The sequence below is a fragment of the Amycolatopsis sp. 3B14 genome, assembly GCF_050958625.1.
Taxonomy (GTDB): domain Bacteria; phylum Actinomycetota; class Actinomycetes; order Mycobacteriales; family Pseudonocardiaceae; genus Amycolatopsis_E; species Amycolatopsis_E thermoflava.
Genome location: NZ_JBHZEN010000006.1, coordinates 90,124 through 105,625, shown reverse-complemented (window position 1 = coordinate 105,625; position 15,502 = coordinate 90,124). Strand labels below are relative to the sequence as shown.

The window sequence follows — 15,502 nt, the reverse complement described above, 5'->3', positions numbered from 1 at the left end:
CTGAGACGAACCCCGCCGCTTCATCGGTGAGTGGTAGCCGCGCCGTTGCGGCTACCGGTCAGTGCCCCAGGGGCAGGTCGCCGTGCAGGTTGTCGAGGTCGGCGGCCTCGGGCAGCGGCGCGTGGTTGAGCGGGCCGAGCGTGTCGACCAGCGGGCTGTCGGTCACGGAGACGACCTCCTTGACCGGGTCCGTGGTCAGCGCGTGCTCGACGTTGCCGGTGACCTCCGGCAGCGGGTTCGCGACCGGCAGGTGCGGCAGGCCCTGCGGCAGCTCGGCGCCGAAGTGGACCGGCAGGTCGCCGGGCGCCTCGGCCGGGATCTCGGCCGGGACGGCGGCGGGCAGCACGGTCGGCACGCCGGGGGCGGCGGGCAGGTCGGAGGCGAGGTCCGCGGCCTGGTGGCCACCGTCGGAGATCGCGGTGCCTGCCTGGGCGCCCGCGTTGGCGACCAGGTCACCGGTCTGCGCGCCACCCAGCGTCAGGTACTCGCCGAGGGTGGCCGAGTTCTGCGCGACACCGCCGCCGACCAGGTCACCGCCGATCGAGATGTAGTCGGCGATCGTGCCGGCGGCGGGCTCGGCGCGGCCGAGGACGTCCGAGTCGAGCGAACCGGCCAGGTCGCCAGCCTCGTCGAAGCTCGGCACGTCGGCGGGCAGGTCGGCGGGGGTGCCGTCCACGCCGAGGGTGTAGGTGCCCAGGGCCGAGTCGGTGCGGGCGCCCGCGAGGACGGCGTCCTCACCAGCGGTCAGGCCGCCCTGCAGCTCACCCTCGTTGTTCTCGACGGCGAGGCCGCCGGTGAAGCCCTCGGTGCTGCCGGCGGCGCTGCCGATGAAGGCGCCCGCCGGGGTGCCCGCGGTGCCGGCGACACCGGCGCCTTCCTGGGCGGCGGCGGCCGCGGCGGCGCCCTCGGCCAGCTCGCCCTCGTAGGACACGGTGGTGGCGTAGCCGTCCTCGGAGCCCGCGCTGGCGGTGTCCACGCGGCCGACGGCCGGGATGTCCAGGTCGGGAGCGGTGAACGGCTTGTCGCCCAGCGACGGGGCGGCCACCGGCAGCGAGCCCAGCGTGTCGAGGTCGACGGGCAGGTCGCCCGTCTCCGGCAGCTCGGTCAGGCCGACGGCCTCGCCGAGGGCGGCGACGTCCTCGGTGCCCACCGGCAGGGAACCGGCGTCGAGGGGCAGCGCGCTGGTGTCGAGGGGCAGGCCGCTCCCGTCGACCGGCAGGGCGGTCAGCTCGCTCGGCACGTCGGCGCGCTCGGCGCCCACGGTCGGCAGGGAGGGCAGCTCACCCAGGGCGGGCAGCTGGACCGGGAGCCCGGGCAGCGAGCCCTGCAGGCCCTCGACCTCGGGCAGCCCGACCGGCAGCTCGCCCAGCTCGGGGGCCGCGCCGGTGAGCGCCTCGGTCGGCAGGTCGTTGCGGGCGTCCAGCGGGAGGCCGTCGACGGCGGGCGGCTGGAGCGGCAGGTCGCTCAGCTCGGGCAGCTCGACCGGGATGTCACCCAGCTCGGGCAGCTCGACCGGCAGCGCGTCGGTGGGCAGGCTGTCCGTGGGCAGCGCGTCCAGCGGCAGCTGGTCCACCGGCAGCGCGTTGACCGGCAGGTCCTGGCGGGCCGGGACGTCGAGCGGCAGGCCGTCGACGGCGGGGACGTCCAGCGGCAGGTCGCCCAGCGGCAGGTCACCCAGAGCGGGCAGCTCCACCGGCAGGTCGCCGAGCTCGGGCAGCACCTGGGCGGTCGGGCCGCCCAGCAGCTCCTCGCCGAGCGGCAACGCGGACGTGTCGACCGGCAGGGCCGGGGCGTCGACGGGCAGGTCGGCGCGGGCCGGGACGTCCAGGGGCAGCTCGGGGGCCTCGACCGGCAGCGCGTCGGCCGCGTCCGCGACGGCCTGCAGCTGGGCGATGGCGCCCTGCAGGTCGGTCACGTCGGCGTCCAGCGGCAGCGCGGACAGGGCGTCGGCCAGCGGCGCGGGCGCGTAGTCGGCGACCAGCGGGGCGACTTCCTGGATGTCCTGCGGCGTGACGTCGCTCAAGCCGGCGGCGGCGAGCGCGCTGGTCGGGTCGGCGGCGAACGCCGACCGGGCAGCCTCGTCGTTCAGCAGGGTGAGCACGAACTCGTGCAGGTTCTGGGCGGGGAGAGACAAGGAATATCTCCGCGGATCTCGGGGGGTGAAAACGGACAAGGCGTCCAGGGTGCACCGCAGGACGCCTTGGCTGAAGCTAGTGACCGTTCCGTTACCGCGGCATCGGGGATCGGTCCGCAACCTTCGGCGAGGCCATCGGGGCAACCGGTTAGGGGATTAGGGGATGTGACCCCAACGGGCGACTTTGGTACGAAGGGGCGACCCCGTGAGTGAGGATTCAACCCCTATGCGTCACGTTCTCGGCATCGACATCGGCAGCACCGGCATCGCCGCTGCCGTGTGCCGTGACGTGGGCGAACGCTGGTCGGAGCCGGTGGTCGTGCCCGCCGTCGAGTCGGTCGTGCACGTCGCCCCGGACGCGACGGTGTCGGTCGGCGCGGAGGCGGTTCGGCGCTCGGTCGTGGAACCCGACCGGGTGGCGCGTGGTTTCTTGCGCCGGGTCGGCGACGACGTTCCGTTCCTCCTCGGTGACGAGCTGTACACGGCCGAGGCGCTCACGGCCGCGGTCGCGGGGTGGGTCGTCGACCAGGTCGCCGCCGACGAGGGCGAGCCCGCCGAGCGCATCGCGATCACGCACCCGCCGTCCTGGGGCACCTACCGGCGCAAGCTGCTGCTGGATGCGCTGGCCGCGGCCGGGTTGCCGCCCGCGATGCTGTTGCCGACGCCGGTCGCCGCCGCGGAGGGGCACCTCGCGCGTGAGCGGATCGACCCGCAGACGCTCGTCGGGGTGTGCCGGATCGGCGGCGAGCACGCGGATTTCGCCGTGCTGCGCCGTGGATCCACGACGTTCGACCTGGTCACGCACGCCGAACCGGCCGAGCCGACGGCCGGGAAGACGCTCGACGACCTGCTGTTCGAGCACGTCCGCGAGCGTTGCGGCGACGTCGCGCCGTCGGCGTTGCGGCTGGTGTGCGCGGAGGCGAAGGAGCGGCTGTCGGCGCTGCCCGAGACCGAGATCGGGCCGGTACGGGTGACGCGCGCGGAGTTCGACCGGCTGGTGCGGGCGAACCTGCTCGCGACGCTCGAACCGCTGCGCCGGTACGAACGGCTGAGCGTCGTGCTGCTGGTCGGCGGCACGGCGGCGGTCCCGCTGCTCACCGAGCTGGTCGCCGGGCTGACCGGCGGCCGGGTGGTCGCCGAGCCCGAGCCGGCGTCCGCGGTCGCGCGCGGGGCGGCGCTGGTCGCGCGGCTCGTGGAAGGCGCAGCGGTCGAGTCGACCGCGCTCGTGCCCAAGGTGACCGGCTTCCCCGACCTGGAACCCGAAGACGTGTACGACGACGAACCCGTTCCGCCGCGGCCGCCCGTCGTACTGACCCCGCTCGAACCGCCCCGTCGCCGGTTCGCGCCCTCCCGCCGCGGCGGCTCCCGAAGCGAGGACGACGAGTGATCCTGCTGGACGAACCCACCGAGCGGGTCTGCGCGGCGATCAAATCCGGTCAGCTCGCGCCGGTCCGCCTCGCGATCGTGGCCCCCGGCGGCTACGGCAAAACCGCCGTGCTCGACCACCTCGCCGGCGCCCCCGGCGTACGGCTGGTCGACGACGCCCACCTGCTCACCGACGCCGAACTGTCCGAAGTGGCCCGTCAGCTCGACGACGAGTCGGCCGGTCTCGTCATCGCGGCGCGCCCCCACCCGCGGCCGTCCGCGCTGAACCAGGTGCTCGGCCGTCTGACCGGGCAGCTGGTGCTGCGTCCGTTCGACCGGCTGCGGACGGAGACGTTCCTGGCCAGGGCCGGGCGGCCGATGGCGGTCGACACGGTGCTGGCGCAGACCGGTGGCGTGCCGGGGTTCGTGCGCCTGCTGGCCGGTGGCGACGGTGAGCTGGTCGCGGCGTTCCGGCACGAGCTGGACCAGGCCGGTGAGGATTCGCTGTGCTACCTGCTCGCGGTCGAGGCCGGGGCCGATCCGGACCTGCTCGCCGCGTTGAAGCTGCCCGCGTCGACGGTCGAAGCGGTGCGCGCGACCGGGTACCTCGGGCCGGACGGCCGGTTGCTGCCGGTCGCCGCGCGCGCCCTGCGTGAGCTGGTGCCCGCGGACCGGCGGATCGCGTTGCGGCTGCGGCTGATCCGGCGGCAGCTCGACCGCAGCGGGCCGGTGCTGAGCCTGGTCCGGCCGCTGATCGGGACGGGCGTGACCGGGGCGGACGTCGCGACGGCGTTCGAGGTGGCCGCGGGCGAGGCGGCAGGCGATCCGGCGCTGGCCGCGCGGTTGTACGAGGCGGCCGTGCGGGCCGGGCGGCCGACGGCGGCGGTGGGCACGCGCTGGGCGGAGGCGGTCGCGCGGACCGGGGACTTCGACACGGCCCTGCAGCTGGCCGACCAGGTGATCGCCGCGGACGACGCGGTGGACCGGGCCGAGGGGGCGCAGGTCGCGGGCGCGGCGCTGGCGCACCGGGGCCAGCTGGCGCGCAGCGCGGAGCTGTTCCAGTGGTCCGACACGGCTGCGGCGCGCTGTTTCGCGGTGATCGGCCTGACCGGGTCCGGGCGGCTGGCGGAGGCGGAGAAGCTGCTCGGCAAGTCCGCTGTGGACGGTCCGCCGACGCTGCTCGCGGGTGCGGTGTCCTCGGCGGCTCGTGGTGTCCTGGAGTCGGTGACGGACCAACCGACGGTGGCACTGTCCACTTTGATCCGTTCGGCGGAGATGCTGGAGCCGGTGTCGGACCGGGTGCTGCTGCCGGACAGCCCGGCGGCGCTGGGCGCGCTGGTGGCGTTGCACTCGGGTGAGGCGGCGATCGCGGAGCCGTTGCTGGAGCGGGCGGTGTCGTCGGGGGTGCTGGTGCCGCGGCACCGGTTGCTGCTGGCGTGGATCGCGATGCTGCGTGGCGACGAGGAGGGCGCGACCGCGCAGTTGCGGTCGGCGGGGGAGCAGTTGTCGCCGCGGGACTGGTTGTTCGCGGTCGGGTTGCGGGTCGGGCTGGCGCGCCGGTCGAGCGATCTGGCCGGGTTGCGGCGGATCTGGATCCAGGCGCGCGAGGCGGTGGTCCGCCACCCGGTGGACATGTTCACGTTCCTGCCGTTCGGGGAGTTCGAGGTGGCGGCGGCGCGGCTGGGGGAGCGGGACCGGCTGGCGCCGCACCTGCGGCAGGCGCGGGAGTTGCTGGCCGGGCTGGGGAATCCGCCGTTGTGGGCGAGCGCGTTGCATTGGAGCGGCCTGCACGCGGCGGTGATCGCGGAGCAGCCGGAGGAGGCGGCCGCGCACGCCGCGGCGTTGTCGGAGGCGGCGTCGGCGGGCCCGTACTTCGCGACGATCGCCCGCGCGGCGCAGTGCTGGCTGGAGGTGCTGGGCGGCGAGGTCGACGCCGTGGCGGTCGAGACGGCGGCGCGGGACCTGCACGGGGTCGGCCTGTGCTGGGACGGCGCGCGGCTGGCCGGGCAGGCGGCGATCCGGACGTCGGACCGGAAGGCGATGGTGACGCTGCTGGACTGTGCCCGTGTGCTCCAGGGCCGGCCGGGCCGGGAGGCGGTGGAGCACACGGGCGGGGTGCGGCTGAGCGAGCGGGAGCGGCAGGTCGCGGAGCTCGTGGTCGCCGGGCTGACGTACAAGCAGATCGGTGATCGCCTGTTCATCTCGGCGAAGACGGTCGAGCACCACATGGCACGGATGCGCCAGCGCCTGGGCGCCGGCAGCCGTGGCGAGCTGCTGGCCGAGCTGCGGGAGATCGTGCAGGTGGCGTCCTAGCGGAGGACCTGCACGGTGTCCCCGGATGCCAGGGTGCCGAAGAACTTCTGCGACGCGCTGGGCGACAGGTGGATGCAGCCGTGCGAGTACTTGCTGAGGCTGCCCTGGTGGAAGGCGATGCCGGGCTGGAAGAAGACCGAGTACGGCATGGGGGCGTCGAACTCGCGGCTGTGGTAGTCCTTGACCTTCCCGGAGACGCGGAAGGTGCCGACGGGGGTCGGGTTGCCCGCCGAGCCGGGCATGATCTGGACCGGGCCGTAGACGACTTCGCCGTCGCTGAGGAGCCACGCCTTCTTCGCCGAGAGGTCCACGCACGCGTCGACGGTGGCCGAGCAGGGCACGCCCGCCGGGGCGGCCTTCGCCTTGGTCGTCGTGCTGGTGGTCTTCTTCGAGGTGGAGGTCTTCGAGCTGGTCGATGGCGCAGGCGTGGAGCTGCTGGTGGCCGGCGAGGGCGCAGCCGAGGTGGTGATCGCGGGCGGCGCGCTCGTGGTGGGGGCAGCGGTGGTCGCGGCAACCTGCTGCACGTCCGCGGCCTGCTCGGCGGCGTTCCCACAGGCCGTGAGCACCAGCGCGGCGGCCACAGCCGCCGCGGCCAGCACCATCTTCTTGACGGTCACTCGATCCCCCAGCTTTTCGGTTTGGTGTCTACGAGCGGATAGACGTGATCGGCGGGGTGGTGGTTGAGCGCCGCAGGTCACGATCTTGTTGCACCAGGTTTGGACGCTGAAGTTCACACGGATGAGTGGGGACTGCGCTTCTCTGGAGGCCCCGGCGGGGCCTGTGCCTCCCCGGCTGGGCGTGTGCCTCGCCGGCTGGGCGTGTGCCTCGCCGGCTGGGCGTGCGCCTCCCCGGCTGGCGTGTGCCTCCCCGGCTGCGCGTGTGCATCCCCGGCTGGCGTCCAGCATTCGCGCGTCGCCCTCAGGCCTCGGGCCCAGCACTCCCCAACCCCGCTCCGCCCTCCCGGCCCCCTCCTGCCCCTCCCGCCCTGTCACGCTTCGCCCCGCTCCGCCCGCTCCGTTCCGCCCCGGCCCGCCCCGCTCCGTTCCGCCCCGCTCCGGCCCGCTCCGCTCCGTTCCACTCCACTCCGGCCCGCTCCGTTCCGCTCCGCTCCGTTCCGTTCCGCCCCGGCCCGTCACGCTCCGCCCCGGCCGACGTCTCGTGTCCGGCGCCTCGCGCCCGGCGCAGCGGTCCTCATTGCTTGGTGCCCAGCTCACGGGTCTCGCACCCGGTGCCCGGCTCGTGCCTCATGCCTGGTGCCCGGCTCGTGCCTCGCGCGCTGTCGCCTCGAGTCTCGCTCCCCCTGGCTCCCGGCTCCTCGGGGCTTGCTCTGGTGCGCGGCGCCTTGGCCCTCGCGCCCGGTGCCCGCTCCTCGGGTGTCGCGTCTGGTGCCAGCGCCTCCTGCCCCGCGTCTGGTGTCCGCGCCTCGTGCCTGGCGCCGGGCTCCCCGTACCTCCCGTCTGGCGCCCCGCGCTGCGGTCCTCACGCCCTGGCGCCCAGCGCCTCGGGTCTCACGCCTGGTGGCCGGCGCCTCGCGTCTGGCGCCTGGCTCCTCGGTCCTCGCACCTGGCGCGCGGCGCCTCGGTCCTCACGCACCGCCTCACGCTCGGCGTCTCGTGCCCGCGCCGGCGTCCCGCGCCCGGTGCCTCGTGCCCACGCCCGGTACCTCGCGCCCACGCCTCGCGTCCGCGTCCAGCGCCTCGCGCACGCCACCTGCCGCCTGGCGCCCGTGCCCCGGGGCCAAGGCCCCGTGCCCACGCCCAGCCCTCCGTGCAGCGTCCCGGCCGATTGGTGCGTCATCGGCTCGAGTCCCAACCCGCGGAAGCACCGAGACCCCTGGCATCCCGCTCGGGCACGATGGCCCCATGCGCTACGTCATTATCGGAGCGGGCGCGGTCGGCTCGACCGTCGCCGCTCAGCTGCAACTCGCCGGGCTGCCGGTCGTGCTCATCGCGCGCGGCGAGCACGGCGCCAAGATCCGCGAGCAGGGGCTCCGGTACTTCCGGCCCACCGGCGAGCAGCTCGTGCGGGTACCCGTCGCCGGGAACGCCGAGGAGGTCGAACTCACCTCGTCGGACGTCCTCGTCGTGGCCACCAAGACCCAGGACACCGAGGCGGTCCTCCAGGAGTGGTCGTGGCGCCCGGCCGGCTCCGGCCTGGCCGCCGACCTGCCGGTTGTGATGCTGCAGAACGGCCTCGAGAACGAGCGCGCGGCGCTGCGCCGTTTCGCCACCGTGTTCGGCGCGTCGCTGTGGATGCCGGCGTCCTACATCGACCCGGGCGAGGTCAGCGCACAGGGCGCCGAACTCCCGGGCATCCTCTGGCTGGGACAGTTCCCGTCCGGTGACGACCCGCGCCTCAGCACGATCGCCTCTGACCTGCGCACAGCCGGCTTCGGCGTCCAGCTCGTGCCGGACCTGCTGCGGTGGAAGGCGGGCAAGCTCCTCGCCAACCTGGGCAACGCCGTCGACGCGCTCTTCGGACACGACGAACGCACGGCGTCGTTGAACCGGGAACTGCGAGCCGAGGGACGTCGAGTGCTAGCCGCGGCAGGGATCGAACCGGTCGATCTACGCGAAGCGTCCGAAATAGACACCTCCGCCGCGAACCCGGCCGAGATCCCTGGACGTCCGCGCGCCGGCAGCTCGACTCGCCAGAGCCTTGCCCGAGGCGCCGGATCCGTCGAAGGCGATTACCTCAACGGTGAGATCGTCCTGCTCGGACGGTTGCACGGCGTTCCGACGCCGTTCAACGCCGCGGTGCAGCGCCGCCTCGCGCTGGCCGCCTCCCGTGGCGAGGCCCCAGGTTCGGCCGACCCGTCGCAACTCGACCTGCCCCGGCCGCCGGTCCTGATCAGCGCCGACGAACTCCAGCGGCAGCTCGACTCGTCCGCCCCACCCGTCCTGCTGGACGTGCGCTGGGCACTGGGCGACCCGAACGGGCACCGCCACTACCTCGACGGTCATCTGCCGGGCGCGGTGTACGTGGACCTCGACACCGAACTGGCCGCACCGCCGTCCCCCGCCGAGGGACGTCACCCCCTCCCGGACCTCGACGCTCTCCAGGCCGCAGCCCGCCGCTGGGGTATCCGCGAGGGCTCGTCCGTCGTCGCCTACGACAACGGCGGGAATCTGGCCGCCGCTCGCGCCTGGTGGTTGCTCCGCTGGGCGGGGGTTGCGGACGTCCGGCTCCTCGACGGCGGACTTGCCGCGTGGGGCGACAGGCCTCTGGAAACCGGTTTCGGCCGAAACCCCGAGCCGGGCGACGTCGTCCTCAAGCCCGGTCACCTGCCGGTCCTCAGCATCGACGAGGCAGCCGCGCTGCCCGGCAAGGGCACGCTGTTCGACGCTCGGGCCGGTGAGCGATACCGGGGCGAGCAGGAGCCGATCGACCCGCGCGCCGGCCACGTCCCCGGTGCCATCAGTGCGCCGACCGGCGAGAACCTCACTGCCGAGGGCCGGTTCCACTCGCCCGAGCAGCTCGCCGCCCGCTTCCGCGAGCTGGGCGCAGCCGAAGGCCCGGTCGGGGTGTACTGCGGCTCCGGTGTGACGGCAGCTCACGAGATCGCGGCTCTCGCCATCGCCGGCATCGACGCCGCCCTGTATCCCGGTTCGTGGTCGCAGTGGTCGAACCAGCCCGACCGCCCCGCGGCAACCGGCCCGAACCCGTAGCGAAGCGATCACGTGCTGCCCGGGTCGGTCGCCTCACGCACGGAGTCCAGCCCGGGCAGCGCGTACCCGGCCATGTCCACGGTCACTTGTCATCACACGTTCGCGCACCTTCCTTCCTGGTAGTTGTAGACGTATGCGCTTGCGGCCGAGCACCTCGCACTGGGGAGCCTTCTCAGCCGGACTCGACGAAAACGGGCGCCTCCAGGTCGCCGCGCACCCCGAAGACCCGGCGCCGTCACCCTTACTTGGCAACCTGCCGAGCGCGTTGACGGACCCCAACCGGATCGCTGCGCCCGCGATCCGACGAGGGTGGCTGGAGCGCGGGCCGGGTCCGGATCCGAAACGCGGTCACGAGGACTTCGTCGAGGTCAGCTGGGACGAGGCCCTCGATCTGCTCTCGGCCGAGCTCCGACGGGTCCGCGCCGACCACGGGAACGAGGCGATCTACGGCGGCTCCTACGGCTGGGCGAGCGCCGGTCGCTTTCACCACGCCCAGAGCCAGTTGCACCGGTTCCTCAACGTCTTCGGTGGTTTCACCTCCTCTCGCAACACCTACAGCAACGGCACCAGCTCTGTGGTGCTGCCGCACATCGTCGGCACCGCCAACGATGTCCTCCGCAATGGTTCGAGCTGGCCGACGATCGTGGCGAACACCGAACTTCTCGTGGCGTTCGGGGGAGTGCCCGAGAAGAACGTCTTCGTCACTCCCGGCGGAGTCACCCGGCACCACACACCCGGGTTCCTCGCCCAACTCGCCGACCGGGACGTCGAGGTCGCCCTGATCAGCCCACTGCGCGCTGATTTCCCGCAACGGCTGGCCGCGCGGTGGTACCCCATCCGCCCTGCGACGGACACCGCGCTCATGCTCGCGCTCTCGCACACCCTCGCCGCAGAAGGTTTGCACGACCGCCACTTCCTCGACCGCTATTGCACCGGCTACGACGCGTTCGAGCGCTACCTCTTCGGTGCCGACGACGGAACCGTCAAGGACGCCGCCTGGGCCAGTGCCCTGACCGGCATCTCGGCCGCGGACATCGTCGACCTCGCCCGACGCATGGCCGCCCACCGCACCTTCATCACTGTCACCTGGAGCCTCCAGCGCATCGAGCACGGCGAGCAACCCGTGTGGGCAGCCATCGCCCTCGCCGCCATGCTCGGTCAGATCGGGCTACCCGGGGGCGGCTTCGGCCACGGATATGGCTCCATGGGAGACAGCGGCGACATCGGCCCGAACTTCCAGGTGCCCTATCTGTCCCAGGGGATCAACCCGGTCAAGCAGTTCATCCCGGTGGCCCGGATCGCGGACATGCTCCTCAATCCCGGCACCCGCTACCAGTACGACGGCACCCAACGCACCTATCCAGACATCCGTCTCGTGTACTGGGCCGGTGGCAACCCCTTCCACCACCACCAGGACCTGAACCGCCTGCGCGAAGCGTTCGCCCGGCCCGACACCGTCGTCGTGCACGAACCCTTCTGGACCGCCACCGCGCGGCACGCCGACATCGTTCTGCCCACCACTACAGCACTGGAGCGTGAAGACTTCGGCTCCGGCCGCCGTGACACCCACCTCGTCGCGATGCACCGGATCGCCGAACCCCGGGGACAGGCCAGGGACGACTACGCGATCCTCGCCGGACTGGCTGCCCGGCTGGGGATCGAGGAACAGTTCACCGAGGGCCGCACGGCGCGCGAGTGGCTCGAGCACCTCTACGGCACCTGGCGAGAGCGCCTGGCCGGCAAGGGAATCTTCGTTCCCTCGTTCGAGGAATTCTGGGAGGAGGGCGGCCTCCGGTTGCCGAACACGGAGACCGACCGGACGCTCTGGGCCGAATTCCGGGCCGACCCCGTAGCCAACCGGCTCGCAACCCCGAGCGGCCGGATCGAGATCGTCTCCGAGAGAGTGGCTTCGTTCGGCTACGACGACTGCCCTGGTCATCCGGCCTGGCTGGAGCCGGTGGAGTGGGCCGGCGGCGAGCGTGCGGCTCGTTTTCCGTTGGTCCTCATCGCGAATCAGCCCCACACTCGGCTGCACGGCCAGCTCGACGGCGGTGCGGTCAGCCAGGCGGCGAAGGTCGCCGGCCGCGAGGCCGTGCGCCTGCATCCCGACGACGCGGGCCCGCGCGGAATCAACGACGGAGACGTCGTCCGGATATTCAACGACCGGGGCGCTTGTCTGGCTGGAGTCGTGCTCTGCACAGATCTTCGCCCTGGCGTGGCACAGCTGCCGACCGGCGCCTGGTTCGATCCGGCGGGATCCCTGTGCGTGCACGGCAACCCCAACGTGCTCACCGCGGACGTCCCGTCGTCACAACTGTCCCAAGGGTGCACGGGGCAGCACGTGCTGGTCGAAATCGAGCGTTTCGCGGGTGAACCACCTGGCGTTGTCGTGAACCGACCACCGGTCATCTCGCGCGGACACGAGATGTAGGTGGAGATGGCGGGCAGGGTGTATCGCATGGAAGCTCCTCGTCGGCAGTTTTGCTTGCACCGCAGCAGATCCGGTGGTTTTCACGGGGTGCGGTGTCTTCGACGGTACACCAAAATCGAATTCAGTCGCTAACCCAATCGATCGAATCTGTCCGGCGACCTTCGCAATATCTGTCTTTTGGTAGATGGTGCTCGCGAACCAGTTCGTGCATTCTCCTATCACCGCCACTTACGAGCGAGGAGAAGCAGACATGAGCGCCACGACCGTCGGCAGAAGGATCAAGGCAGAACTGGGTTGGCCTGTCCCAGTTCTCGGTGCGGTGTGCGCGTTGCTCGTGGCGATGCCCGTCGGCACCGTGCTCACCACCACGTCTTCGCTGGTGGTTCTTCTTGCTGCGCTGGGCATCGCGATGCAACGCACCCGCAGGCCCGCGGTCACCGCCGCTGCGTCCGGGGTTGCAGCCGTTAGCTCGCTGATGGCGACGTTCTGCGAGGGCGAAGCGGCGGATCGGAGCCTTGCCTCGTGGCTACTGGTGGAGACCGGTTTCCTGCTGTGCGTTCTCGTGCAGTCAGTCCGACAGGCGAGAGGGCGAGGTGCGCCGTTATCCGCCGGATTGCTCATGAGTGCGGTGGTTCTGGCGCCACTGCGGCTCACGGCGGGTTCGCGTGCGTCTCCGTCGACCGGTTCGGCAAGCGAGTGGTGTTTCGGCTGGGCGTTGTTGGCAGCGTGCGCCGTAGCGGTTGGTCTGTACCTGCGTTCTCTCGACGAGAAGCGCGAGGAGTCCGTTCACGCGGCTCGCCGTGAGCAACGCGTGCAACTGGCGAGCGACTTGCACGACTGGCTGGGGCACGAGGTGACCGGGCTGGTGCTGGAGGCGCAGGTCGCACGGCTTCCCAGCCGTGCCCCGGGCGACGCGCACCGTGCGCTGGAGCGCATCGAAGAGGCCGGCGTCCGCGTGCTCGACTCGATCGACAAGGCGTTGTGCTGGCTCCGGCACGGCGATGGTGCGCCCGGGATGGTCGACGTCGAGCGGACTCCATGGGCCCCGGACCTGCCGGCTCTCGTGCAACGGTTCGAGGCGCTCGGGCAGATGCGAGTGCGGCTGGAGTTGGATGACCGAGCGGAGGACGTGCGTCCCGAGATCGCGGGAACCATCCATCGCGTGGTGCTGGAAGCTCTCACGAACGTCCGGCGGCATGCGCCGGAGGCGCGTCAGGTGTCGGTGGCGGTGCGCCGCGACGGTGCACACCTGGTCGTCCGGGTCGCCAACGACGGCGTGCGAAGGCAGGGGCTGCTCAAGCGGGCTCGGGCCGGCGGGTCGGGTTTGCGCGGCTTGGCAGAACGAGTAGCCACGCTGGGCGGGACCGTGTGGGCGGGTCCGGTGGGTCAGGCGGGCTGGGCGGTTCACGTGGTGTTGCCGGTGGTCTCGTGACGGCGATCCGGATTCTCGTCGCGGACGATCAGGAGGTGATTCGCCGGACTCTGCGGCAGATCTTCGAGGCTGAGGATGATCTCCAGGTGATCGGCGAGGTGGCCGATGGTGATTCGGCTGTGCAACGGGCTCGTGAGTTGAAGCCGGACGTCGTGCTGGTCGACGTCCGGATGCCGGGACGCGATGGGTTGTCGGTGACCCGGGAGCTTGCTGGACCGGAGGTGGCGGATCCACTGCGGGTCATCGTGATCACGACGTTCGAGCTCGACGAGTACGCGCGGGTCGCGCTCCAGAACGGCGCTTGTGGGTTCCTGTTGAAGAGGTCCGGGCCTGGTTTGCTGGTCGAAGGTGTCCGCGCTGCCGTGTCGGGCGACATGCTGATCAGTCCGCAGATGACCATGCGCCTCTTCCAGCAGATTGGCCTGCCCGCAGTCCATGATCACCGGCCGGCGGCGTTGACCGAACGGGAATGGGAGATAGCGCGTCTCGTCGCGGAGGCGAAGACGAACCTGGAGATCGGCCAGGTTCTGGGAATCACGGCAGGCACGGTGAAAACGCACTTGAGGAGCGTCCAGCGGAAGCTGGGCCTGCGTAATCGGGTCGCGATCGCTGCCTGGGCGTGGGAAACCAGCGTTGAGAGGAGGTGAGGAGTCAGAAGGTAACAAGAGGTCGAGCGAGCGGGAGGACGGTGACTACGGACCGCAGGATTGTGCACTTGATCATCACCCGATGGAGTTATCTTTCTCCATGATCAGGGAAAGTGAGAGTCTCTCGGCATCGATGAACTCATCGCGCTGGTAGCTTTTTCCGAGCCGCAGCTGGTTCTGTGGGTGGTCGAGTGACGCCCGGCGAGCGGCGAAGTACCGGGGACAGTCCACGCCGTGCCGATGGAGGGTGTTGATGGCGCGCACGATCCTGCGTGACAGGTCGGATGACCTCGTGTGGAGCGTGCAACTGGCGGACCGTACGGGAATCGTTGCAGCGAGCGCGCCCAAGCCCGTCGACACCTGCGAAGACGACGAGCCCACGGTTACCGACTTCCCGCCTGAGTCCGGCGAGCTCGCGCTCACCCCGGTGGTGGTTGGTTTGCCCGGTGCCATGGAGAAGCGGCGGCTGCTCCGCCGGGTGCGTCGCAACCTGCTGGTCGCAGCTGCGGCAGTCCTCCTGTTGGGTGTGGGATGGGTGGCGGGTGGCACCTTCGGTTCCGGCAACGATGCGGGGACGGCACCTGCGGTGGCTGCCGGGGTTGTGCCGAACGCCGGCCTTACCCAGCCGGTGCAACCGGCACCGAGCACGACTTCCGCTCCTCAGGCGCCGGTGACCACCCCGCCGACAGCGGCTCCGCCGACGGCCAAGACCTCTGCGCCGGTGCAGAAGAAGCCGACTGCAACCAAGAAGACGACCGTCGACCGCGGTGAGGCGCGTACTGGCCCGGTCGAGGAGACCAGGGAACAGGACAAGCCGCTCGGCCAGGCGATCGACGAGCAGATCAAGCAGCTGTTCGAGGTCTGGACGTGGAACCAGATCGACCCGCGCGGTGACTTCGACGAGGAGCAGGACCGGTCGACGCGGTCCTTCGGGCCGCTCGGTCGCTGAGCCCTCTCGCTCGCCGTCGGCCGAGGAACTGTCTGCGCACGCCGCCGGCGGGGTGGCGGTTGGTCCTTGGTGCTGATGGGACGGGCGGGTGTGCCCGTGCTGGGATCGGCTGCGCAGGGTCGATGCCGGGTGTCCGCCGCGGTTGGGCTGGTGGAGAAGTCGGGTCGGCCGGATCGGCGACGGGCCGGGGCAGAGCGCGGCTGGGACTGGGCCGGGCGGGCAGGCTCGATGCCGTGATGCCGTGATGCCGTGATGCCGTGATGCCGTGATGCCGTGATGCCGTGATGCCGTGATGCCGTGACGGCGATGCGGCGATGCGGCGATGCGGCTATGGCGTGATGGCGTGATGCGGCGATGGCGTGGTCGTGATGGCGTGTTGGCGCCCTGCCCTGATGGCGCGATGCCGAAGCGCCGCGATGCCGCGCTGGCGTCTTGCGGTGGCGCGGTGGCGCGACGTGTGGTGACACGATGTCGTGATGCCGGCATCAACTGCCGAGCCGCCGACGCTGGTCGACGAAGAGATGGCCCGCCGGTTCGACACCTCCGCCGGTGCCGTGGTGGGC

General features: G+C 71.8%; 9 protein-coding genes. 7 read left to right on the top strand and 2 right to left on the bottom strand.

Features of this window, described 5'->3' with window-relative positions; genetic code table 11:
- Positions 1–58: 58 nt before the first annotated feature.
- The gene (locus ACCP09_RS04250) at positions 59–2,134 is read right to left on the bottom strand and encodes an IniB N-terminal domain-containing protein (RefSeq protein WP_433743277.1); all 2,076 of its coding nucleotides are present in this window, start codon (positions 2,132–2,134) and stop codon (positions 59–61) included.
- 226 nt (positions 2,135–2,360) lie between these two features.
- Between ACCP09_RS04250 and ACCP09_RS04245 the strand changes: the two genes are divergently transcribed.
- Positions 2,361–3,521, top strand: coding sequence for an Hsp70 family protein (locus ACCP09_RS04245; RefSeq protein WP_433743275.1), 1,161 nt, complete (start codon positions 2,361–2,363; stop codon positions 3,519–3,521).
- Positions 3,518–5,812, top strand: a complete 2,295-nt coding sequence (locus tag ACCP09_RS04240; RefSeq protein ID WP_433743273.1) for a response regulator transcription factor — start codon at positions 3,518–3,520, stop codon at positions 5,810–5,812. The genes ACCP09_RS04245 and ACCP09_RS04240 overlap by 4 nt, the downstream gene beginning before the upstream one ends.
- On the opposite strand, the gene ACCP09_RS04235 is transcribed toward ACCP09_RS04240, so the two are convergent.
- Positions 5,809–6,429 (bottom strand): L,D-transpeptidase, encoded by a 621-nt coding sequence (locus ACCP09_RS04235; RefSeq protein WP_433743271.1) that lies wholly within the window; start codon positions 6,427–6,429, stop codon positions 5,809–5,811. The two genes, ACCP09_RS04240 and ACCP09_RS04235, sit on opposite strands and share 4 nt — an antisense overlap.
- Before the next feature lie 1,245 nt (positions 6,430–7,674).
- Here ACCP09_RS04235 and ACCP09_RS04230 point away from each other — a divergent pair.
- The 5 genes from ACCP09_RS04230 to ACCP09_RS04210 all read left to right on the top strand — a co-directional run bounded on the left by ACCP09_RS04230 (position 7,675) and on the right by ACCP09_RS04210 (position 14,939).
- Positions 7,675–9,480 (top strand): rhodanese-like domain-containing protein, encoded by a 1,806-nt coding sequence (locus tag ACCP09_RS04230; protein ID WP_433743269.1) that lies wholly within the window; start codon positions 7,675–7,677, stop codon positions 9,478–9,480.
- A 133-nt stretch (positions 9,481–9,613) separates the two neighbouring features.
- Complete coding sequence (locus tag ACCP09_RS04225) at positions 9,614–11,911, top strand: molybdopterin-dependent oxidoreductase (protein WP_433743267.1); 2,298 nt, start codon at positions 9,614–9,616, stop codon at positions 11,909–11,911.
- Between the two features lie 184 nt (positions 11,912–12,095).
- Positions 12,096–13,343, top strand: coding sequence for a sensor histidine kinase (locus tag ACCP09_RS04220; protein ID WP_433743265.1), 1,248 nt, complete (start codon positions 12,096–12,098; stop codon positions 13,341–13,343).
- On the top strand, positions 13,340–13,990 hold the full coding sequence (locus ACCP09_RS04215; RefSeq protein ID WP_433743263.1) for a response regulator: 651 nt from the start codon (positions 13,340–13,342) through the stop codon (positions 13,988–13,990). Before ACCP09_RS04220 ends, ACCP09_RS04215 begins: the two co-directional genes overlap by 4 nt.
- Positions 13,991–14,243: 253 nt before the next feature.
- Entirely contained in the window at positions 14,244–14,939 is a 696-nt protein-coding gene (locus tag ACCP09_RS04210; RefSeq protein ID WP_433743261.1) for a hypothetical protein, read from the top strand.
- Positions 14,940–15,502: the final 563 nt, after the last annotated feature.